Origin of the sequence: Vibrio tasmaniensis (genome assembly GCF_024347635.1) — a bacterium.
Taxonomy (GTDB): Bacteria; Pseudomonadota; Gammaproteobacteria; order Enterobacterales; family Vibrionaceae; genus Vibrio; species Vibrio tasmaniensis.
In genome coordinates this window covers 1017090-1037783 of record NZ_AP025510.1, presented here as the reverse complement: position 1 = coordinate 1037783, position 20694 = coordinate 1017090, and the positions used below count along the sequence as shown (strand labels likewise).

The 20694-nt window shown below is 40.7% G+C and carries 16 protein-coding genes; 7 read left to right on the top strand and 9 right to left on the bottom strand.

The genetic code is table 11. The features are described from left to right. Window positions 1–32: 32 nt before the first annotated feature. A complete protein-coding gene (gene motY / locus OCV44_RS04945; RefSeq protein WP_086049043.1) occupies window positions 33–914 on the bottom strand; it encodes a flagellar protein MotY in 882 nt (293 codons plus the stop codon). 188 nt (window positions 915–1102) lie between these two features. Between motY and rnt the strand changes: the two genes are divergently transcribed. Continuing rightward, window positions 1103–1747 carry a ribonuclease T gene (rnt, locus tag OCV44_RS04940; protein WP_029222960.1) on the top strand — a complete coding sequence of 215 codons (645 nt, stop codon included), beginning with the start codon at window positions 1103–1105 and terminating at the stop codon, window positions 1745–1747. Between the two features lie 65 nt (window positions 1748–1812). Next, a complete protein-coding gene (locus OCV44_RS04935) occupies window positions 1813–3138 on the top strand; it encodes a Na+/H+ antiporter family protein (protein ID WP_139685358.1) in 1326 nt (441 codons plus the stop codon). Window positions 3139–3350: 212 nt separating this feature from the next. On the opposite strand, the gene OCV44_RS04930 is transcribed toward OCV44_RS04935, so the two are convergent. Next, window positions 3351–3980 carry a DsbA family protein gene (locus tag OCV44_RS04930; protein WP_139685359.1) on the bottom strand — a complete coding sequence of 210 codons (630 nt, stop codon included), beginning with the start codon at window positions 3978–3980 and terminating at the stop codon, window positions 3351–3353. Window positions 3981–4079: 99 nt separating this feature from the next. Continuing rightward, window positions 4080–4418: a Grx4 family monothiol glutaredoxin gene (locus OCV44_RS04925; protein WP_009848715.1), complete on the bottom strand. Its 339-nt coding sequence runs from the start codon at window positions 4416–4418 to the stop codon at window positions 4080–4082. 269 nt (window positions 4419–4687) lie between these two features. On the opposite strand from OCV44_RS04925, the gene sodB reads away from it, so the two are divergent. The 5 genes from sodB to OCV44_RS04900 all read left to right on the top strand — a co-directional run bounded on the left by sodB (window position 4688) and on the right by OCV44_RS04900 (window position 9988). After that, entirely contained in the window at window positions 4688–5272 is a 585-nt protein-coding gene (sodB, locus tag OCV44_RS04920; RefSeq protein WP_004734050.1) for a superoxide dismutase [Fe], read from the top strand. 247 nt (window positions 5273–5519) lie between these two features. Then, window positions 5520–6023, top strand: coding sequence for a VC2046/SO_2500 family protein (locus OCV44_RS04915; protein WP_261340866.1), 504 nt, complete (start codon window positions 5520–5522; stop codon window positions 6021–6023). A 277-nt stretch (window positions 6024–6300) separates the two neighbouring features. Further along, complete coding sequence (locus tag OCV44_RS04910) at window positions 6301–6984, top strand: SDR family oxidoreductase (RefSeq protein WP_139685360.1); 684 nt, start codon at window positions 6301–6303, stop codon at window positions 6982–6984. Between the two features lie 263 nt (window positions 6985–7247). Continuing rightward, the gene (locus OCV44_RS04905) at window positions 7248–9179 is read left to right on the top strand and encodes a methyl-accepting chemotaxis protein (RefSeq protein WP_139685361.1); all 1932 of its coding nucleotides are present in this window, start codon (window positions 7248–7250) and stop codon (window positions 9177–9179) included. A 185-nt stretch (window positions 9180–9364) separates the two neighbouring features. Continuing rightward, window positions 9365–9988 carry a response regulator transcription factor gene (locus OCV44_RS04900; RefSeq protein WP_139685362.1) on the top strand — a complete coding sequence of 208 codons (624 nt, stop codon included), beginning with the start codon at window positions 9365–9367 and terminating at the stop codon, window positions 9986–9988. Here the strand turns inward: OCV44_RS04900 and OCV44_RS04895 are convergent. The 6 genes from OCV44_RS04895 to adhE all read right to left on the bottom strand — a co-directional run bounded on the left by OCV44_RS04895 (window position 9985) and on the right by adhE (window position 20619). Further along, window positions 9985–10866, bottom strand: coding sequence for a LysR family transcriptional regulator (locus OCV44_RS04895; protein ID WP_139685363.1), 882 nt, complete (start codon window positions 10864–10866; stop codon window positions 9985–9987). The genes OCV44_RS04900 and OCV44_RS04895 overlap by 4 nt on opposite strands. A 77-nt stretch (window positions 10867–10943) precedes the next feature. Then, window positions 10944–12314, bottom strand: a complete 1371-nt coding sequence (locus OCV44_RS04890; RefSeq protein ID WP_139685364.1) for a GGDEF domain-containing protein — start codon at window positions 12312–12314, stop codon at window positions 10944–10946. Beyond that, window positions 12315–12914: a response regulator transcription factor gene (locus tag OCV44_RS04885; protein ID WP_170213735.1), complete on the bottom strand. Its 600-nt coding sequence runs from the start codon at window positions 12912–12914 to the stop codon at window positions 12315–12317. Next, entirely contained in the window at window positions 12907–14130 is a 1224-nt protein-coding gene (locus OCV44_RS04880) for an EAL domain-containing response regulator (protein WP_139685366.1), read from the bottom strand. The genes OCV44_RS04885 and OCV44_RS04880 overlap by 8 nt, the downstream gene beginning before the upstream one ends. After that, window positions 14084–17617, bottom strand: a complete 3534-nt coding sequence (locus tag OCV44_RS04875) for an ATP-binding protein (protein WP_139685367.1) — start codon at window positions 17615–17617, stop codon at window positions 14084–14086. The genes OCV44_RS04880 and OCV44_RS04875 overlap by 47 nt, the downstream gene beginning before the upstream one ends. A gap of 293 nt (window positions 17618–17910) precedes the next feature. Then, window positions 17911–20619, bottom strand: a complete 2709-nt coding sequence (gene adhE, locus OCV44_RS04870) for a bifunctional acetaldehyde-CoA/alcohol dehydrogenase (RefSeq protein WP_139685368.1) — start codon at window positions 20617–20619, stop codon at window positions 17911–17913. Window positions 20620–20694: the final 75 nt, after the last annotated feature.

Genomic DNA, 20694 nt, shown 5'->3' with positions numbered 1-20694 from the left:
CTTTGTCATTTCAAAACGAGCTATTGTTTAGCTTAAACCTGTGTGCGACCTAAAGAGATCACAACACGTCGGTTTTTGTCTTTACCAATTGGTGAGTTGTTGTCAGCAATTGGACGGCGCTTACCATAACCTTGAACTTGGATGCGGTCTTCTGGCAAGCCTAGAGATTTAAAGTATTCTCTCAACGATTCCGCTCTTCTTTCTGATAGATTTTGGCTAATGCCTTTGCTATCGACAGAGTCGGTGTACGTCGCTACCAGCACAAGGTCGATGTCTTGGTTATAGCGAACGTAGTCAGCAATTTGGCTCAGCCTTTTGCGCGACGACTTGTTCAACTGATCGCTGTTGCGGTCGTAGTGCAAGATAGTGAAAGAGATGTCTTCGAAGCTGTAAGGCAGTAAGTTAGCAATACAGTCACTAAACACATTGTACTTTTCTTGGAACAATACCGATGATAGTGCAACTTCGATTCGCTGATCTCGGCTCTGCCACTCTTGATAACTGAATGTCGGGTAGCGTCCTTTCTCGAGCTCACTCAAAATACCCCAAGCGGTTTGACCACCAACGTAGCCATCAAATTGTTGGAAGAATTTAATGGTCGTCATGCGGTCAGCACTTTCGCCCGGACGCCAAGCTGGCGGCATAGAGATCAAGCTTACGTTGCGTGTCGCACCCATTGGGCGGCGCATTTTAAGCTCAAAGTCTAAAATGATCTTTTTACTCGCACGAGATGAGAACTCAGCATCACCAAAATTTGGGATTGGGTGAACCAAGCGACACTCAAGTGGCGTATTCGCCACCATCTCCCACGTCGACTGTTGAGGAGATGCTCCGTAACGCTTTTCTTGTGCCAATACCGATGACGACATAAGTAGCGAAAATAGCATTGAACCTGTTATGAGTTGTTTCTTCATAAAGTGGAGTATCTCTTAAGCAATTCGTTTAACAATGCAGCCAATTGCCGCATTTTTCTCTCACGTTTGAATATGCAATTATCAAGCCGATATAGGTCGGCTAATTTATGATTTATTGCCCTTCCCTAGTTTTTATCACCGCTATTATCTGCAATAATGCAGCCTTAATCACACATATTTGGGCTAACATGACTGTAGAAAACGAAGCTCTGACCCTAAAAAAACGCTTTCGTGGCTATTTTCCAGTGGTCATCGACGTGGAAACCGCAGGGTTTAACGCTGAAACCGATGCATTATTAGAAATCTGTGCCATTACACTAAGAATGGATGAGAACGGAGATCTGCACCCTGCATCAACGCTTCATTTTCACATTGAGCCTTTTGAAGGCGCAAATATAGAGCAGGCAGCATTAGACTTTAACGGAATTAAAGACCCATTTAGCCCATTACGTGGTGCTGTGTCGGAACAAGAAGCCCTTAAAGAAATCTACAAGCTAGTGAGAAAAGAACAAAAAGCTTCAGATTGTAGTCGTGCAATCATGGTCGCTCACAATGCTACGTTCGATCTAAATTTCGTCAATGCAGCAAGTGAACGTTGTAAGCTTAAACGCGTCCCTTTCCATCCTTTTGCTACTTTTGACACTGCAGCTCTTAGTGGTCTTGCCTACGGCCAAACCGTTTTGGCTAAAGCTTGCCGCACTGCAGGGATGGAATTTGACAACAAAGAAGCACACTCTGCTTTGTATGATACGCAAAAAACCACAGAGTTATTTTGCGGCATTGTAAACAAATGGAAAGCCCTTGGTGGTTGGCCTCTTGTTGACGAAGAATAAAAAATAGAGTCGGTAAACGTTCACTCGTATTGCCGTCATAAAAAACACAACATCCCGAGAATAATATGAACCCTGTTGTAATTTCAGTTTGCATCATGCTTGTTTTAGCTTTGATGCGTGTAAACGTTGTCGTGGCTCTCACGTTCAGTGCAATTATCGGTGGCGTAGCCTCTGGTATGGACTTGAACGATGCTGTCGCGGCTTTCGAAAGTGGATTAGGTGGCGGTGCAACTATCGCACTTAGCTACGCTATGCTTGGTACATTCGCTGTTGCTATCTCTCGTTCTGGTATCACAGACCTACTTGCTCAAAGCGTAATTAAGCGCATTCACGGCAAAGAGAACAGTGCGGCATCTAATGGTCTAAAATACGGCATCCTTGCGTCTTTGATCTTAGTGACCATGTCTTCGCAAAACGTGATTCCTGTGCATATCGCCTTCATCCCAATTTTAATCCCACCTCTATTAGGCGTATTCGCAAAAATGAACCTAGACCGTCGTCTGATTGCGTGTGTACTTACTTTTGGCCTGATTACCCCGTATATGGTTCTACCTATCGGTTTTGGTGGCATCTTCCTAAACAACATCCTGCTTAAAAACCTTCACGACAACGGTCTTGAAAACGTAGTAGCAAGCCAAGTACCAATGGCGATGTTGTTACCGGCTGCAGGCATGATCTTTGGTCTTCTTACGGCAGTATTCTTTACTTACCGTAAGCCTCGCCAATACAAAGAAACGTCTCATACTGTTGTTTCAACCGAAGTGAAAGAGATCAACAAGAAGCACATCCTAGTGGCTGCTGCGGGTATTGTTGCTGCACTAACGGTTCAACTATCGACAGGTTCTATGATCATCGGTGCTTTGGCTGGTTTCATGGTATTCACCTTCGGTGGTGTAATCGCTTGGAAAGAGACACACGATGTCTTCACTAAGGGCGTTCACATGATGGCAATGATCGGTTTCATCATGATTGCAGCGGCAGGTTTTGCAGCGGTAATGAAGCAAACGGGTGGCGTTGAATCTCTGGTTGAAGCGCTTTCAACCAGCATCGGTGACAATAAACCTCTAGCGGCACTGCTTATGCTAATTGTTGGTCTATTGGTAACTATGGGCATTGGTTCTTCGTTCTCTACGATTCCAATCCTTGCAACTATCTACGTTCCTCTAGCGGCAGCATTTGGTTTCTCGCCAATGGCAACAATCGCGCTAGTAGGTACAGCAGCAGCACTTGGTGATGCGGGCTCTCCTGCTTCTGACTCAACATTAGGTCCAACATCGGGTCTTAATGCTGATGGTCAACACGAGCACGTATGGGAAACCGTGGTACCGACGTTCCTACACTACAACATCCCACTGATCGTATTCGGTTGGATTGCAGCTATGGTTCTGTAATTCGATTCTGTCGTAAAGAGCCCTAAGCTATCTATTACAAAGACCGCCTCGTGCGGTCTTTTTTGTATCTGGAATGTCTTCCTCTTCTCTTGTTCTTTAACTCTCAGCCCATGACCACCGCAATAAACTCATTGCATCGAACAAAAGAAAAGGCTTACTCCTACGAATAAGCCTTAGAAATCATTACGCCAATATGAACAGCTTTCACTGAATTACGCAGCGGGAGCGTTATTCACAAGTATCTCGCGAATAGACTTAAGCGTCGCTTCCGTTGAATGGTAATCCAATTCAACTTCACTAAAGATACCGTTCACCTCAAGCATTAAGCTTGGGTAAGAATGCACTCCCATCGCCTCTTTAAAACCTAACTGGTCATCTAACTCGCTTTCCAAAAGTTTACTAGAAAGGTCATTTTCAAACTGTTGTACATTCATCCCTAGCTCTTGAGCTAACTGCAAATGCGTTTCTTGGCTATGAGGCAACATCGCACGAAGGTAGTAAGCGTGTTGGATCGCTTCAAGCATTGCTTCGTAGTGATCCTGAAAACCAGCGGCGATCACGGCACGACACGCAGGGTAAGTACTGCGAACCGGTTGGCATTCAGTCCAAAATTCATGATTAAATTCCGTACCCAGCTTAGCTTCAATCTGCTTCCAAATCGCTTGAAGCTTGCCTTTCATCTCTTCTGACATCGGCTCTTCAGAATCTGGAGCCAAACCACCGACTACGTAGTTAAACTCAATGCTCGCTGGCAATTGTTGTTTTAATAACTCAAGCGTTGGCTTGTAACCCCAACACCAGCTGCACATTGGATCATGCACATAATGAAGTTTTACGTTCATTGTTCATTCCTTATCGAGTCTTTGTTGAACCATTCAAACGAAAAAAGGAGCCTAATTAAGGCCCCTTCCATTCAATATTTAAGCACCAAGGCCTAAAGCTTACTCAGCGTCGTCGCCAGCTACTTTAGCAGCGGCTTCTTTAACGATTGGCTGAAGCTCACCTTTTTGGAACATCTCAAGAATGATATCACAACCACCGATTAGCTCACCTTCAACCCAAAGTTGTGGGAACGTTGGCCATTGTGCGTAAGCTGGAAGCTCTGCACGGATGTCAGGGTTTTGTAGGATATCTACGTAAGCAAATTTCTCACCACATGCCATTAGCGCTTGAGACGCTTGAGAAGAGAAACCACAGCTAGGTAGCTTAGGAGAACCTTTCATGTACAGTAGAATAGTGTTTTCTTCAATTTGCTGTTTGATTTTATCGATAGTTTCCATTGCTTCCTCGTTAATGGATTACGGCTTTCATTGCCTTTATTCTACCCCAAACCAAAAGAATAAAAACCATATAAAAAAAGCGGTTAACAAGTTAGGCTAACAATTCCCACAAAAGTGATGAATTAAGCTTTTAATAAAGTAAAAACTTGCTAAACTATATCGCAAGTCAGCAAATTGACCGTGGTTGGCAATATAGCGAGCCATGAATAATAATATCACTGGAAGCAATCGAAAGAGTTAACTCTTTCATATCAATGGAGAATTGAGCAATGGCATTTGAACTACCGGCTCTTCCTTACGCGAAAGACGCGCTAGAACCACACATCTCAGCAGAAACGCTAGATTTCCACCACGGTAAGCACCACAACACTTACGTTGTTAAGCTAAACGGTCTTATCCCAGGTACTGAGTTTGAAGGCAAAACACTAGAAGAGATCGTTAAGACTTCTACTGGTGGTGTTTTCAATAACGCAGCTCAAATCTGGAACCACACGTTCTACTGGCACTGTCTTGCTCCTAAAGCAGGCGGCGAACCAACAGGCGCTGTTGCAGAAGCTATCAACGCTGCATTCGGTTCTTTCGAAGAATTCAAAGCGAAATTCACTGATTCTGCAATCAACAACTTCGGTTCTTCTTGGACTTGGTTAGTGAAGAAAGCTGACGGTTCTCTAGACATCGTTAACACTTCTAACGCTGCTACTCCTCTAACAGAAGAAGGTGTTACTCCACTTCTAACTGTTGACCTATGGGAACACGCTTACTACATCGATTTCCGCAATGTTCGCCCTGACTACATGGCTGCATTCTGGAACCTAGTAAACTGGTCTTTCGTAGAAGAGAACCTAGCTAAGTAATTATTACTTACGCTGCGCTATTTATAGCGAGTTATCTATTGAAAGCTCATGCCTCGGCGTGAGCTTTTTTGTACCTGTCGTATTCTAATCAATGCCAACATTGCGAAACGAACCAGCAGATCGAGCCTACTTTTCAACCTATTCTTACCTTTATCAATCGCTCTACATAAATTCGTTATTTGCCTGTAATTAAACTCTAAAGTTTGCCGACCCCATGCCGTTAAAGGTGTATCGAATGAGAGGCAACATGCAAATACATACTTTAGACAAAGCAGGAATCATTAACGAACTGAAGTTCGGCATCGGGATCAGCCAAGCGGTTGAGCAAGGTCGCCGTGCAGATTTTGCGTTGCTGTTATCTATGTTTTCTAATGATGTTCGCGATTGTACTCCCATCGACACGATTGACGTCACTGAAACGACTGAAGATCGCCTACGCAAGCAATTTGGCGTAGCAGAGCCGCAACAACTGCGTTCGAATCAATCGTCGTATGAAATTTCAGCGAAACAATCGAATCACTTTCATCAAGCTAGCCTTGCCAGCGCCAAACTAAGCCACTATTTGAAACCTGAAGCACTTGCTTTCATGCCTGAAGATACGGCCGACTTCCCCGAAGAGGTTTACCAAAACCTTTCTGGTCATGACCGGCGTAAACTCGCAAATAAACAGCTGCCTGATTTACCAAATGCGACGCTCTACAACGAGCTATCGACAGCTCAACGTCAGTATCAGATTCAGGCGCAAGTATAGCCGCTGCCTAGCCTTCCTCTTTCTCGCTCAATATTCACGACTACTCTTTGTTCGATCTCGCTTTTTGAATGATTGATGTCGGCAATATGAACCATCACCTTTGGTCATCATCAAACCGAAGATGTCAATTACCACTTGAAGTTACTGCAAAATGTGACGTGCCACAAAGTTCATAAAAAGTTATCAATGGGTACACCTTAGTTTGAGCCAATTCACACCCGATGTATGAAATTTAACCCATTCTTATCCGACACGGACGATTTGTTTAGGTACTGGGATGGAAATAAAAAGCTCAATCATATTGGTAACATCTGCCGGCTCGCGACTGGGAGGGACGATTGCGAACCACTTTGTTAACCTTGGAGCCACTGTCATCCTTTGTGATAAAGACGCGGAAGCACTTCAGGTGACTTATTTACAATGCGCCCGCTTCTCCGACTCTGTTTACCATTACACGCTCGCAGGGAATGACAACCAAGCGATTCTCAGCGTATTTGATTTTATTCAAGCCACCTTCAACACGACACCCGATGTTCTGGTCAATAACTGGATAAGCTCCCCAATGCCTAGTCTAATTGGCGATCAGCCTGTAAGTAGCTTTATCAATGGCCTGTCAGCTATGGCATCGACCCTTTTCTCTTTTGGGCAAATCAGTGCTGAGAGATTACGAGAGCAAGACAAAGAAGGCGTGATTGTGAATGTGATATCTCACGATGACTTTCATGATGTGTCAGGCTTAGAGAGCGCAAACTCCATGATTACCGGCTTTACCCACAGCTGGGCCAAAGAACTGACGCCATTTGGTATTCGAGTCGGCGGCGTTGTTCCTGCCGTCCATAACTCCGAAGGCAAACTCAATGGATGTCACTGGGCACAACTTCAAGACGAACTGACCAGAACAACGGAATACATCGTCTCTAATGATTACTTTAGTGGACGGGTTGTAGCTGCAGAGGTGTAAACGCAAATAGCTGGTGCAATACAACGAGCGCTCATTATATAGTTTTCGATTACACTTACTAAAGAACTTACAACGAGTAAGAAAAGTTACCCAAGCTATCAGGAAACAGACTTTTTTCATGTAAGAAAACACCTACAAACTATCATTTATACTTTATATTCATAGAGTTAACCTTCCAATCAACAACTAATCGATTTTACAGTTCACCACATATTTTCTATCTTTACCGCGAAACTATTCATCACAGGTAAAGGCTTGATCTTATGTTCAACCGTATAAAAAAAATATCCCACAAATTTTTACTTTTAATCGTAATTAACTCTCTTTCTGCGGTTGCAATTGCACTTGTTTCATTCAGCTCTATGAATGATATTCAAGGTAGCTTCTATTCATTTAATGACCTCAACCATGACGCAATCAATGCTTCAGATATCCAAGAGAAGTTACTGATGGCACGCATCAATGCCCTAACCTACCGAATGTCTCAAGATGATACACATATTGATAAAGCAATATCCTTGATCACCTCAACTGAATTGGAAATGAAAACTGCACTTAATAAAATGACTAACCCTCAAGAAAGCGCACAATCATTAGCCATTATTGACAACCTTGATTATTACGAACAATCATTAAAACGAGCGGATGAGCTTATGAGGGTTCAAAATGATTTAGTCAGTAAATTAGTCTCCATTGATCATGCAACAAAACAGATGATAGGAACACTGAAAAGTGAAGCCGCAGAAAATTTGGAATTGTTCAAAGCTATATCGCAAATCGAACACTACTATAGAGATGCTGTCCAGCAATCCACAGAGTATTTACTAACCCACAACTTGGAAGATTATAATAATTATTTAAAATCACACTCTAGCTTGCTCTCTGAAATTACAGATTTTAATATTGGTTTTCCAGAAGTGAAGATATCTCGATTAATCTCCCTTGAAAAAACCATGTTCAGTAAGATGTCTGAAGTAAAAGAAGCTCAAAGCAAAATGAAAGCTCTTTGGAATAATGAATTGAACTTGACGGGAACAGAGATCGCAGAACAACTTCAAACCATAAGTGCGAATGCTTTTTCTCTACAAAAGAATCACGCACTTCAAATACAAGGAGAAATAGATAACTCTATCATCTGGCTAATCACCATCATTAGTGTATCACTTCCTATTGTCTTCATACTTGGCCATTTCATGTCGCAAAGTATTACCCAACCAATTGCATTTGCTCGTAATCACACCCACAGAATGGCTTCTGGTGAATTAATGCAATGGTATGAAGTTGAAGGTTCCGACGAAATATCACAAATGAGTGTGTCACTACGAGATATGGAAGTGAAGTTTTATTGCATAGTTAAAGAGATCACCCAGTGCTCAGAGCAATTAGCCTCAGCATCTAAAGAGCTTTCTGGAATCAACCAGCAAGTTTTAACCGGTTCACAAGAACAACAATTAGAAACTGAGCAAGTTGCTACCGCTATAAATGAAATGTCAGCTGCAATCAATGAGGTAGCAAGTGGTGCAAACATGGCTTCAGAAGAAGCTGAATCTGCTACACAACAAGCAGATGTTGGGCACAGTATCATGGTTAACGCCATGACTAAAGTTTCAGATTTAGTCGTTCAAATGGGTGACTTAAGCATCGAAGTTAGCACTCTGAGAATCGGCACAGAAGAAGTCAGTGACGTAATGGATGTGATTCAAACAATCGCAGAACAGACTAATCTACTCGCATTAAATGCAGCTATTGAGGCAGCAAGAGCTGGTGACCAAGGTCGAGGATTTGCTGTTGTTGCCGACGAAGTAAGACAGCTCGCTCAACAAACTCAAAAAGCGGTCGAGAAAATTGGTGGGCAAATATCCACATTACAAAAGGATACCCATCAAGTGGTCAACTCTATTAATGCAAACCAAACAATGCTGACAGATACCGTGACTGAAGCAAAGTTAGCTAATGAAGCATTCTCTACAATCAAGGAGCAGATTAATCAAACTAATAATCTTAATAGCCAAATTGCAGCGGCAACAGAGGAGCAAAGCACAACCGCTGAGATGATTAACCAAAGTATTATTACCGTTAAAGATCGAGTTGAACAAACGGTATCAATGACCAACGATAACAACCAAGCTTCAAATGAATTAGGTAAAATGTCAGTGACTTTAGCTGACAACATTAGTTTCTTTAAGCTTAAGTGATCCTCCTACTTACCTGACACTAAAGCAGATTTACATAGAATGAGTGCAAACGACCCTCATTCTATGTATTGAAAATGCACCAACTCATGAGCGCTCTTTCTTTCTATTTCGTCAAGTGAGGTGTTCCAAACATTCCTTTATAAATTCGATATATTAACGGTTCCTTGAATTCACAGAGATTAAATATGTCAATCACTCAACCTAAACGTTGCTTAGTCATTGATAGTTTTCCACTTGTTCGTGAGACATTAAGCCAGCATTTATTAAGCATCGATAATGTAACTGAAGTTAAAGAGTCCAGCTCAGTCGCCGATGCCTTATCTCAACTGAAAAAGGAACAGTTCGACCTATTAACAGTGGATGTGGAGTTAGGTAGGGATAATGGTTTTGAGCTAATGAAGCGTGCGAAAGCAACAGGTTATCAAGGAAAGATTCTATTTATCTCAAGGTTCGACTACAGCCTTCATTCTGCACTAGCAAAAAAAAATGGCGCTAATGGGTACATCAGTAAAACAGAACCTACTCTTATTGTACGTGATGCAATGACTCATATTCTTCGCGGATACAACCTGTTCAAACAAGATGATTCTAACGTCGATGTTAAGGCTAAGAACCTATCAAGCAGAGAATTGACAGTGTACCACTACCTAATAGATGGCTATAGCAATAAGCAAATTGCGGAAATACTCTTTCTAAGTGAAAAGACCATAAGCACTTATAAATCACGAGTACTTTCAAAGTTTTCCGCGTCTACTGTCGTAGAATTGATCAAAGTGAGCGAGTTCATGTCGGTGCAGAACAATCACTAAACGACAATATCTTGAATAATATCAATCAAGGTATCGTGCAACGGATGAGTTCTATTAATCAATCGACAACACGTGATAATTGGGATGTCGAAGGCAAACTCACTTGGAACTTCGATACTTTTAAGATCAGAGTGTTCAACTACTCGCTCTAAACTGATCACTGCCATGCCATTTTGATTGACTAGCTGGCATGCGATAGCAATATCGTCCGTTTTAGCTTGGTAATCAAAAAAAATACCCTTTTTGGCACAAGCTTCTGAAAACCAATGCCGCTCATCATTCCAACCCGGAACACGGAAGAAAATGAAAGGAAGTTTGATAGCTTCATCCCATGAACTCACAGGGCTGTCAGAAGCAACAACAACGACGGTTTTGATCTCGGCTAAACGAGACTGATAAAGGGATTTTCTACGTTCTTCATGAAAGAAGTTGATCCCTATTTGTATACGGTTATCTAAAATGTCATTTTCGGTTTGGGATGACCATGTCTCAATAGAAATTAAAGGCTTAGGGAATTTTTTTCTTATGGCATTATAAATTTCTAAGCCATAACGTTCCATAGTCAACGAATGAATAGCAATTCTAATTGTTTCGCCATATTCAGCAGCAACAAATTTCTGGGTTTGACGCAATGATTGATTCAATAATTCTAACCCTTGATTGACACCAGGCATGATGCCGTCAAGAAAATGGGTCGGCTCTAATGAACCTGAAATACGAACAAACAAGGGGTCATCAAAGTGCGTTCTTAAATGAGCTAAACGCTTACTTACTGCACTCTCCGTGACGCCTAGTTTTTTCGCTACAGTCTTCATGCTTCTATGTCGGTATAACAAAGAAAGCTCACGCAGAAGGTTGTAGTTCAAATCATTAATCATACTGAATCCCAAAAATTGAAAAATTCTATTTGGATAGCTTAACTTAGCTTAATAAGCTTCTCCATAGATTGGGAGTTTTATTCATCAAGGTTTTTGTCCTTATAAAGCTCTGAATCGGCTCGGCTTATAGCAGACTCTAGAGTCTCCCCCATCAGTTGCTCAACCACTCCAACGCTGATACTGACTTTTACATGGCTAAAGGCCACACTTGATGAAGAAACGGCACTATTCAATTTTTCAGATAAGATCCCTGCAACCTCAACATCACAGTTAGGTAGTAATGCCAAAAACTCATCTCCTCCGGTTCGAATTAAATAATCACTTTCCCTAAAGATACGGCTCATACAGGCTGCAATATGTTTAATGGCTTCATCACCGACTGCATGCCCATATGTATCATTAATCGACTTTATTTTGTTTCCATCTATAGCAATAATGGATAATGAGCCTATATCAACGGCTTGCTTAAAAGATGCATCTCTAAAAATTGAACGATTATATAGCCCAGTAAGTTCATCACTTGTAGCGATTCTTTCTGCATCTTTTAACTTTTCTTTTTTCATACCTAATTCATTAACTTTCCACAACAGTGTAAATATGAAACAGAAAATAATCCCGTTAATCCAAAACGTATCAATTAATAGTTTTGCAAATGGGATTTTGTAAATCAATATAGAACGATTATCGGTTATAAACTCTAATACATATGAGAAATTTGATAACGGATAATCAAGTTCCTCGATAACTGTCGCTTTATAAACTCCTCTCATCTCTGTACTCAATTCTTTTCCCGATAATAACTCTTCGCCATCTAAATATAGATCAACGATAAATTCCCCGATAATCAAACCATCAGAATATACAGGAGTTGATATACTTAATGTCGTTCTACCGGTCAGTAAATCTGTATATATTGGTGATACAATAATTCTGTCTATGAGTTGGTTTTTAGTAGCGTATAACGTGCAAGTCCCACTTTGTTCACATCTTTTCTTTGAAAAGAAATCACTTGTCACTTCAAGGTTGCTGAACTCTCTTGTAGAAAAGAGACGCTGATTATCTAATGAGCGATAGAGAACAGTGATATTGTTATTGATGCTTTGCGGGACAAGACTAACTACCTTGCTCATCGTTTCATATATAATAACCTCTTGTTCTGATAAGGTTGAGTCAATAGCACTGTATCGATATATCGCGGAAGACCCTTTAAGTACAGGTTCTGCCATTGATGGACTACTTTCTTGATTAATTTTTTGTTCGGTTAGCATACCAATCAATATCAAGTTTGATTTATTACCAATGAGTACGTTTTTTATGGACTGGAATTTCACCGACTCTTTCTCAACAAAATCATTCACTGAAGATAAAACAACAAATACGGAAATAAATAGAGATAACACAACAGAAGTAAGTAAATTATCTCTAAGTCTTTTTAGCACCGTAACCATTTAATATTCACTCGCTTTGATCAGGTCTATAACACTAGTTACTTTATACTTGTCTAAAATTCTTCTTTTATAGGTACTCACTGTTTTTGAACTTATTGACAATACATCCGCGATATATTTATTTGATTTACCTTGGACTAAATAATTAAACACTACCGTCTCTCTTTTAGAGAGTTCACTTTTCCCAATTTTTTCACTTGTATTTCTAAATTTAAAAATTGAATAACCTTTAACAATACTATCAATGGCATCAGCTATTAAATGTAAATTCTCTGACTTGCAGAGATACCCATCTGCTCCCATTTTAAATGCTGTATTAATGTGAATAGAATTATCACTAGATGAAATAAATAAAACTCTACCGGTATACCCATGGGCTTTTGCTCTTCTCAAAAAGTCGAAGCCATCGGAATCACCTAAATTGACATCTAAAACAAGTAAATTGATAGCATTGTTTTTTAATACTTTATGAGCTGTACTACTGCTGTGAACACAGGTTACTGACTTAATATAATCTGTGCTTTTTAATAATGTCTCAATCGCTACACAGACTAAAGGATGGTCGTCTACCACCAAGCAGTTAACTTCCTCGCTATGCATCACAGTTATTGTTCCTTGTCGCTGCACATAATGATGTGATTTCTTCTATCGGAACGGGCTTACCGGTGAAGTACCCTTGACAAATATCGACACCAAACTGATGCACAAGATTCCACGTATTCTGGTCTTCTATTCCTTCTGCCACAGTTTGAATATTTAGCTTTTTTGCTAGGTTCGCAGTTGCTTCAATAATGGTCTTTTTTGTTTCGTCATTGATACAATCTGTCACAAATCCCCTATCAATTTTCATCTCAGTAAAAGGTAAATGAGCTAATTTAATAAGTGACGAGTAACCAGTCCCAAAGTCATCGATAGAAACGCCAACTCGATTTAGACGTAACCTAGCTAAATTTTTGAGTATGTTAATGTTGTCGTTATAAGCATCAGTTTCAGTCAACTCAAGCACCAAATTGGCGGGGTCTACATTAAACTTCAGGCAAGAGTCGAGTATATGATCTGAAAAGTGGCTATCATCAATATTGGCTTGTCCAACATTGATGGATACTGAACAAACAATATAGCCTAGTGAAATATCGGTGAGTACGTTAGACAAAACCGCATCAAACAGCTCTTTATCCATTCCGAACATTTCTATTTGAGAAAGAAATAGACTAGGTGGAATTAAACCTTTTCTAGGATGCTGCCAACGAACTAAAGCTTCCACACCGACAAGCTTACTGCTATTAAAGTCAAATTGAGGTTGATAATGATTAATAAACTGTCCCTTATTGATAGCCTCTTGCAGTTCCAATTGACTAGGCAAATATAGATCTGAAATTGCTCCTTTCTTCGGTCGGCTATTTAAAAAGTCATTGAGTAACGAGTTCAAATCCATAGTTTGGCAAGGTTTGCTTAACTCCTGAACAAAACCGAATTTCAATCTATGGCAAAGGTAACCAACGGTATTTAATACCGACACATCAACTGCACTTAAAATAGCTATCCCGCCGACATAACCAATATTATTTAATTCAACCAGTAGCTCTACACCATCAATGTCAGGCATACTCAGGTCAACAAATATCAAGTCATATTGATTTACCTTACTAAGTTGAATTGCATCTTTCCCAGATAGACAACTGTCTACTTCTGTCATTCCTATATCACGTAAAAGCCATTCCAGTACATGAACCTGCAATGGTTGGTCATCGACAATGAGTATATTTATGTTATCCATTATTTTGACACCACGCTTTAATTCTATTGATTTCAACATTCATTTTTCCCTTTAGCTCTTCCCTGATAGCCTCAATTTCTGAACTAGTCGATGTTTCTAATTCGCCTGCATGTTTTCCTAATTCGTCAACCCCAACAGAGAAGCAACCTCCTTTAATTCGATGTGCGATTGAACGTATTTTCATTTCTGATTCAGCAAGGCTTAACGCCTGGAGATCTTCTTCCATTGACACCTTAAAAATATCGGCGATAGTAATGGCCTCTTGATGGGGGAATGCACCTAACCACTGGATTTCTGGATATAGTTCTTTAAATTTTTTGTTTTTTTTCTTTTGTAAGTGATTTAAAGGCCGATAAAGATCTTCTATTCCGTAAGGCTTATGAAGAAGAACGTCGAATGAGTTTTGTCCATTTTTCTTTTCGGTAAGTCGAGGATCTTCTGCCGTGCAACCTATAATTAACAGATTGGCTAATTTTTCATTGGAGCGAGTAATAAATGCCAATTCATACCCGTTTAATATTGGCATGTGACAATCCGTAATCAGCGCATCAAACTGACTCTCAGGTCGATTCAGTAACGCGTATGCTTCTTGTCCATTGACACATACCACTGGGTCAATCCCCATTTCTTTCAGCTGCATTTTCATCAGATGCCGGTTGATAGCGTTATCTTCTGCAACCAAAACTTTTAGATCTAGAGTTTCAAATTCTCGCTGAGTATCGTCCTCAGCATTCTGTTCAACATTAAGGTTTTTATGCAACTCAGGCTTAGTAACAACACTTACAGGTAAGGTAATTTCAATTAAAGTACCTTGGTTTCTCGCACTTTCAACCATAATTTTTCCGCCCATATTTTTCACAAGTTGATCAACAATACTTAAGCCTAATCCTGTTCCTCCATAACTTCGTTCAATTGAATTATCGGCTTGTGAAAATGGTTTAAACGCATCGGATAACTGCAGTTTTGACATACCAATTCCGGTGTCTTTTATACTGAAATGTAGCGTATCTGCGAAAATATGACTGCGAATATTGATGCTTCCAGTCTTAGTAAACTTAATCGCATTAGAGAGTAGATTATTTACAATTTGGGTGAATCTCACTCCATCAACCATGATGACGCTTGAATCGTTTTGAACAATATTGACAGTAAATTGTAGATCTTTTTCTTGGGCTCGAGATTCAAACGGCTTAGTCGTTTCATTCACCAGCTGTAAGAAATTCAGTTCTGTAGGCTCAATTGAAAGTTCATTCGCATTCAGCTTTGAGAAGTCCAATATTTCATCGACTAATCGGTTCAGGTGCACACAGGATTGCTGAGCTAATGGTGTAATAAGAGCAAGTTTTTCATCTTTATTGAGGCGATCGATCATTTCCAACGAACTGCTTAACGCTGCAATCGGCGTTCTTAATTCATGGCTCATAGTGGCGAGAAACTGCTCACGCATTTTGGTAGCAAGCTCTGATGCTTTTTTCGCTTCAATCAATTGTTCTTCATACTGTTTCTGCTCTGTCACATCATTTAGAACTGAAAGCACATAACCTTTCCCACTGATCGGTGAGTTAAGTTTCTTCCGTGTTCTTTCAACCTGTTCGATACCGATCAAGCAATTCCGAGCTTCGTAGTTATCGGTCAATGATGTGTCACCTTCTATGACCGATTTTGAAGTACGGACAGCACTATTATCACAATCATTTTTGACCAATAGTGAGCAACCGACACACTTATTCGCTAAGTAATATTTGCAATTAGTATGAACAATTTCATTTTGTTCATCTTGAATGAAAATAGTACTAGGTAGCTCTTTAACAATGCTCTTCAACCATTCCTTTTCTGATTCAGCTGACTCTGCAAGTTGCTGTGTAACTCGCATTTTCAACTTCAGGTTTGCGATTACAAAATAGATTAACGTACCCAAGATAAAAATGAAGAACGTGAGGCCGCCACCGATGATGTAGACATCTTGCTTATCAAAACCGTTTATAACTTTAAACTGGCGATATCCATGCTTTAGTTTTTCAATTTCACTGTTATCAATGGTATTCAGAACACTGTTTATTAATGTCTGCAATAACAAGTTACTCTTCTGCATAACAAAAACGAGGTCGAGTTCGATTGCCAGATCAGGGTCAAATAAGAACTCATCATTTTTGTCTTGTATAACTAAAGACTGCGTTATGTCTTGTGGTAGATATGCTACTTCTATCTGGTTATTGGTTAGGTCATCCAGAAGCTTTTGTACATCGTCATATGGAATCACATCCCCCTTTACAATCATTTCTATATATGCAAATTTTTTGGAACTGGAGTTAGTTAATACACCAGCTTTCGCATCCCTATTTGGTGACTTAAATAGCCGAGCGATAATCCCTGGGTTCTTAACTACAGGCCAATAAACCTGAGTAAAAAACGGCTCAGAGGTAATATATTTTTGGTCATCAACGCCAACACCTTTTACTATCGGAAACATTTCAATATCACCTCTATCTAGCTGCTGCCAAGTGACGCCTTGATCTGATTGCTTTAGCGAGAATTGCAAACCTGAACGAGCTTGTAGCAGCTCCATAAAATCATGGAAATATCCATCAACTTGGTTTTTAGAATTTTTGAAAGACAACGGATAAAGATCAAATGGCATTGAGTATTCAATGCCAGTATCAATCTTTCGAGTTTGTTTATAAGCACGAGCAAGCTGTTCACTAAGGTGATATGGGTTTAATGAACGAATAGATGGTTGATTCAAGCCTTGTCTTTCTAGCTTAAGAACTTTATCTATTAATGTTAGAAGTCGTTTTTTATTTTTATTACCAATGGCATGAACAGCATCGGTTTCTAACCAGTCAGGCATTTTGACAGCACCACGAATAACATCATGGTCATTAAGGTAAGAATTGATAGAAACAAAATTTGCTGCAATAGCATCTACCACACCGCTATTCACTAAAGCGATTGCCTGATCAAAATGCTTAACAGAGACAATGTTAGAGATTTTTTTTTCTTCAAGAATTCCACAATAAACCGAACCCTCGACACAACTCCAACTAAGCAATTGCGGTGAAATAAATTGCGCTTTTTTATTACGGTGCCACGTAGCTGCACTGCCTTGGTAAAAAGGGGCTGAAAATATAAATACATCTCCTCTATCTTTTGTGTATCTAATACCTAAGGCAATATCTACGCTGCCTGCATCAACCGCATCCAATAAAGAGACTACAGATGGGTAAGACCGATATTTAAGCTTAACCCCTAGTATTTGAGCAATATTCTGCATGTAGTCATTATTAATGCCAAAAGACACACTTGGCTCATCATCTATAACGTACGGCGCCCAAGCATGTGATAACAAACCAACAGAGATCACTCGGTGTGTTGCTAGAAAATCACGATCTAGTGCACTAAGTGACAATTCTTCGACTTGAGAATATGAAGAAAAAGAGACAAAAACCAGGGATGATAAAAGAATGAAAAAACGCATAGAAACACCGAACTTGACTAAGAAAGTTAGATTACCGCCTGGTTCAGACAAGTCAATTTACCCCAGCTTAGCTGTTAAACTTAAGCTATTGATTGTTAGGAGTTAATTTGTTTTTTGTAGGGCATTTCCTACCCCAAAAGCATCCTCACCCTACAACCTTTATATTTCGACATTTTCAAGTTTACACATTCAAACCACACCTCTTTCAGAGGTCCTACTACCTTGATTTCTCTTTACTACAAGTCACACATAAAAAAAGCCCCAACCTTTCGGTTGGGGCTTTGAATTTCCCGATAGATAAGTATCGTGCTAGCGAAAACCTATCTCAAACTAATGCTTACTTATTATGCGTTAGCTTTTTCTTTTTTAGCTTTTGGTGCTGCTTTTTCTTCAGCTGGCTTTTGGTCAGCTTTCTTCAAAATTACAGTCGTACCTTCAAAAGTTTCACCTTCAACGTATGCTTTACCGAAGTAAGACGTTGTTAGAACTTCTTTAAGCTCAGTGATTAGAGGGTAACGTGGGTTAGCACCTGTACACTGGTCATCGAACGCTTCAACAGCTAGCTCGTCTAGTTTAGCGATGAAGTCAGACTCGTTAACACCCGCAGCTTGGATAGACAGTGGGATGTCTAGGTCAACTTTAAGCTCTTCTAACCAAGTCAGTAGACGTTCAATCTTCTGCGCAGTACGGTCACCAGCTTGGCTTAGGCCTAGGTGGTCAGCAACTTCAGCATAACGACGACGTGCTTGTGGGCGGTCGTACTGAGAGAATGCTGTCTGCTTAGTTGGGTTATCGTTCGCGTTGTAACGAACAACGTTTGAGATAAGTAGTGCGTTTGCAAGACCGTGTGGTAGGTGGAACTCAGCACCAATTTTGTGAGCCATTGAGTGACATACACCCAGGAATGCGTTCGCAAAGGCAATACCAGCAATCGTTGCAGCGTTGTGTACTTTCTCACGAGCGATTGGGTCTGCTGAACCGTTTTTGTAGCTTGATGGTAGGTATTCTTTAAGCATCTTAAGAGCTTGTAGAGCTTGACCATCTGAGTATTCGTTCGCAAGAACTGATACGTAAGCTTCAAGAGCGTGAGTTACTGCATCGTAACCACCGAACGCTGTTAGAGACTTAGGCATGTTCATTACTAAGTTAGCATCAACAACAGCCATGTTTGGCGTGATTTCGTAATCCGCTAGTGGGTACTTAGCACCAGTCTTGTCGTCAGTAACAACTGCGAATGGAGTAACTTCTGAACCCGTACCTGAAGTAGTAGTGATACATACTAGCTCAGCTTTCTGACCCATTTTAGGGAACTTGTAGATACGTTTACGGATGTCCATAAAGCGCATTGCTAGTTCTTCGAAGTGAGTTTCTGGGTGCTCGTACATAACCCACATGATCTTAGCAGCATCCATTGGAGAACCGCCACCTAGAGCAAGGATTACGTCAGGTTGGAAGCTCTTCATTGCTTCAGCGCCTTTCTCAACAACAGACAGTGTTGGATCCGCTTCTACATCGAAGAATACTTGAACTTCAATACCCTGTGCTTTCAGGATTTGTACTACGTCATCTGCGTAACCGTTGTTGAATAGGAAACGGTCAGTTACTAGGAATGCGCGTTTCTTACCTTCTAGGTCGCTCATTGCGATTGGAAGGCTACCACGACGGAAGTAGATAGACTTAGGTAGTTTGTGCCACAACATGTTTTCAGCTCGCTTCGCTACAGTTTTCTTGTTGATAAGGTGCTTAGGACCTACGTTCTCAGAGATAGAGTTACCACCCCATGAACCACAACCTAGAGTTAGAGAAGGTGCAACGTTGAAGTTGTACAGGTCACCGATACCACCGTGAGTAGTAGGGATGTTAATTAGGATACGAGCAGTCTTCATCTTGTCACCGAAGTAACGGATGCGGTCTGCGTTAGTATCTTGGTTAGTGTAAAGACCAGATGTGTGACCGATACCACCGATTTCAACCATAGTTACAGCTTGAGCAACAGCATCTTCGAAGTCGTCTGCACGGAATAGACCTAGAGTAGGAGACAGTTTCTCGTGAGCGAATTCGTCATCGTAAGAAACTTTACCAAGACCTTCACCTACAAGTACTTTTGTATCAGCAGGAACTTTAACACCCGCCATTTCAGCGATTGCTGGAGCAGGTTGACCTACGATTTTAGCGTTTAGGTTGCCGTCGATAAGCAGTACTTTACGTACTTTATCAGCGTCAGCTTTAGATAAAACGTGAGCTTTGTGAGAAGCGAAACGCTCTTTAACTTCGTCATATACTTCGCCAACAACGATTGCTGCTTGCTCAGAAGCACATACAACGCCGTTATCGAATGTTTTAGACATAAGGATAGATGCTACAGCACGTTTGATGTCAGCTGTTTCATCGATAACTACAGGAACGTTACCAGCACCAACACCGATAGCAGGCTTACCAGAAGAGTATGCCGCTTTAACCATGCCTGGACCACCAGTAGCAAGGATAAGTGCAATACCGTCGTGCTTCATAAGCGCGTTAGAAAGTTCTACAGATGGTTGGTCAATCCAACCGATGATGTCTTTTGGAGCGCCCGCTGCTACTGCTGCGTCTAGAACCAGTTTAGCTGCATCGTTCGTTGAGTTCTTTGCACGTGGGTGTGGCGAGAAGATGATGCCGTTACGTGTTTTAAGAGAGATTAGAGATTTGAAGATTGCTGTAGAAGTTGGGTTCGTTGTTGGAACGATACCACAGATGATACCTACAGGCTCAGCGATAGTCATTGTGCCTAGGCTTTCATCTTCATCAAGAATGCCACATGTTTTTTCGTCTTTGTATTTGTTGTAGATAAATTCAGATGCAAAGTGGTTTTTGATAACCTTATCTTCAACAATACCCATTCCAGATTCAGCAACTGCTTGTTGAGCAAGTGGAATACGAGCGTGGTTAGCAGCAAGAGAAGCTGCGCGGAAGATTGCGTCTACTTTCTCTTGAGAGAATGTTGCAAACTCTTCTTGTGCTGCTTTAACGCGTGCTACTAGAGCATCAAGTTCCGCTAAGTTAGTTACAGGCATGGTGGATCTCCTAAAATAATAAATATTAAAAACTTTTTATTAATTTCGCTGCTTGCTTTTAACCTCAAACAACAA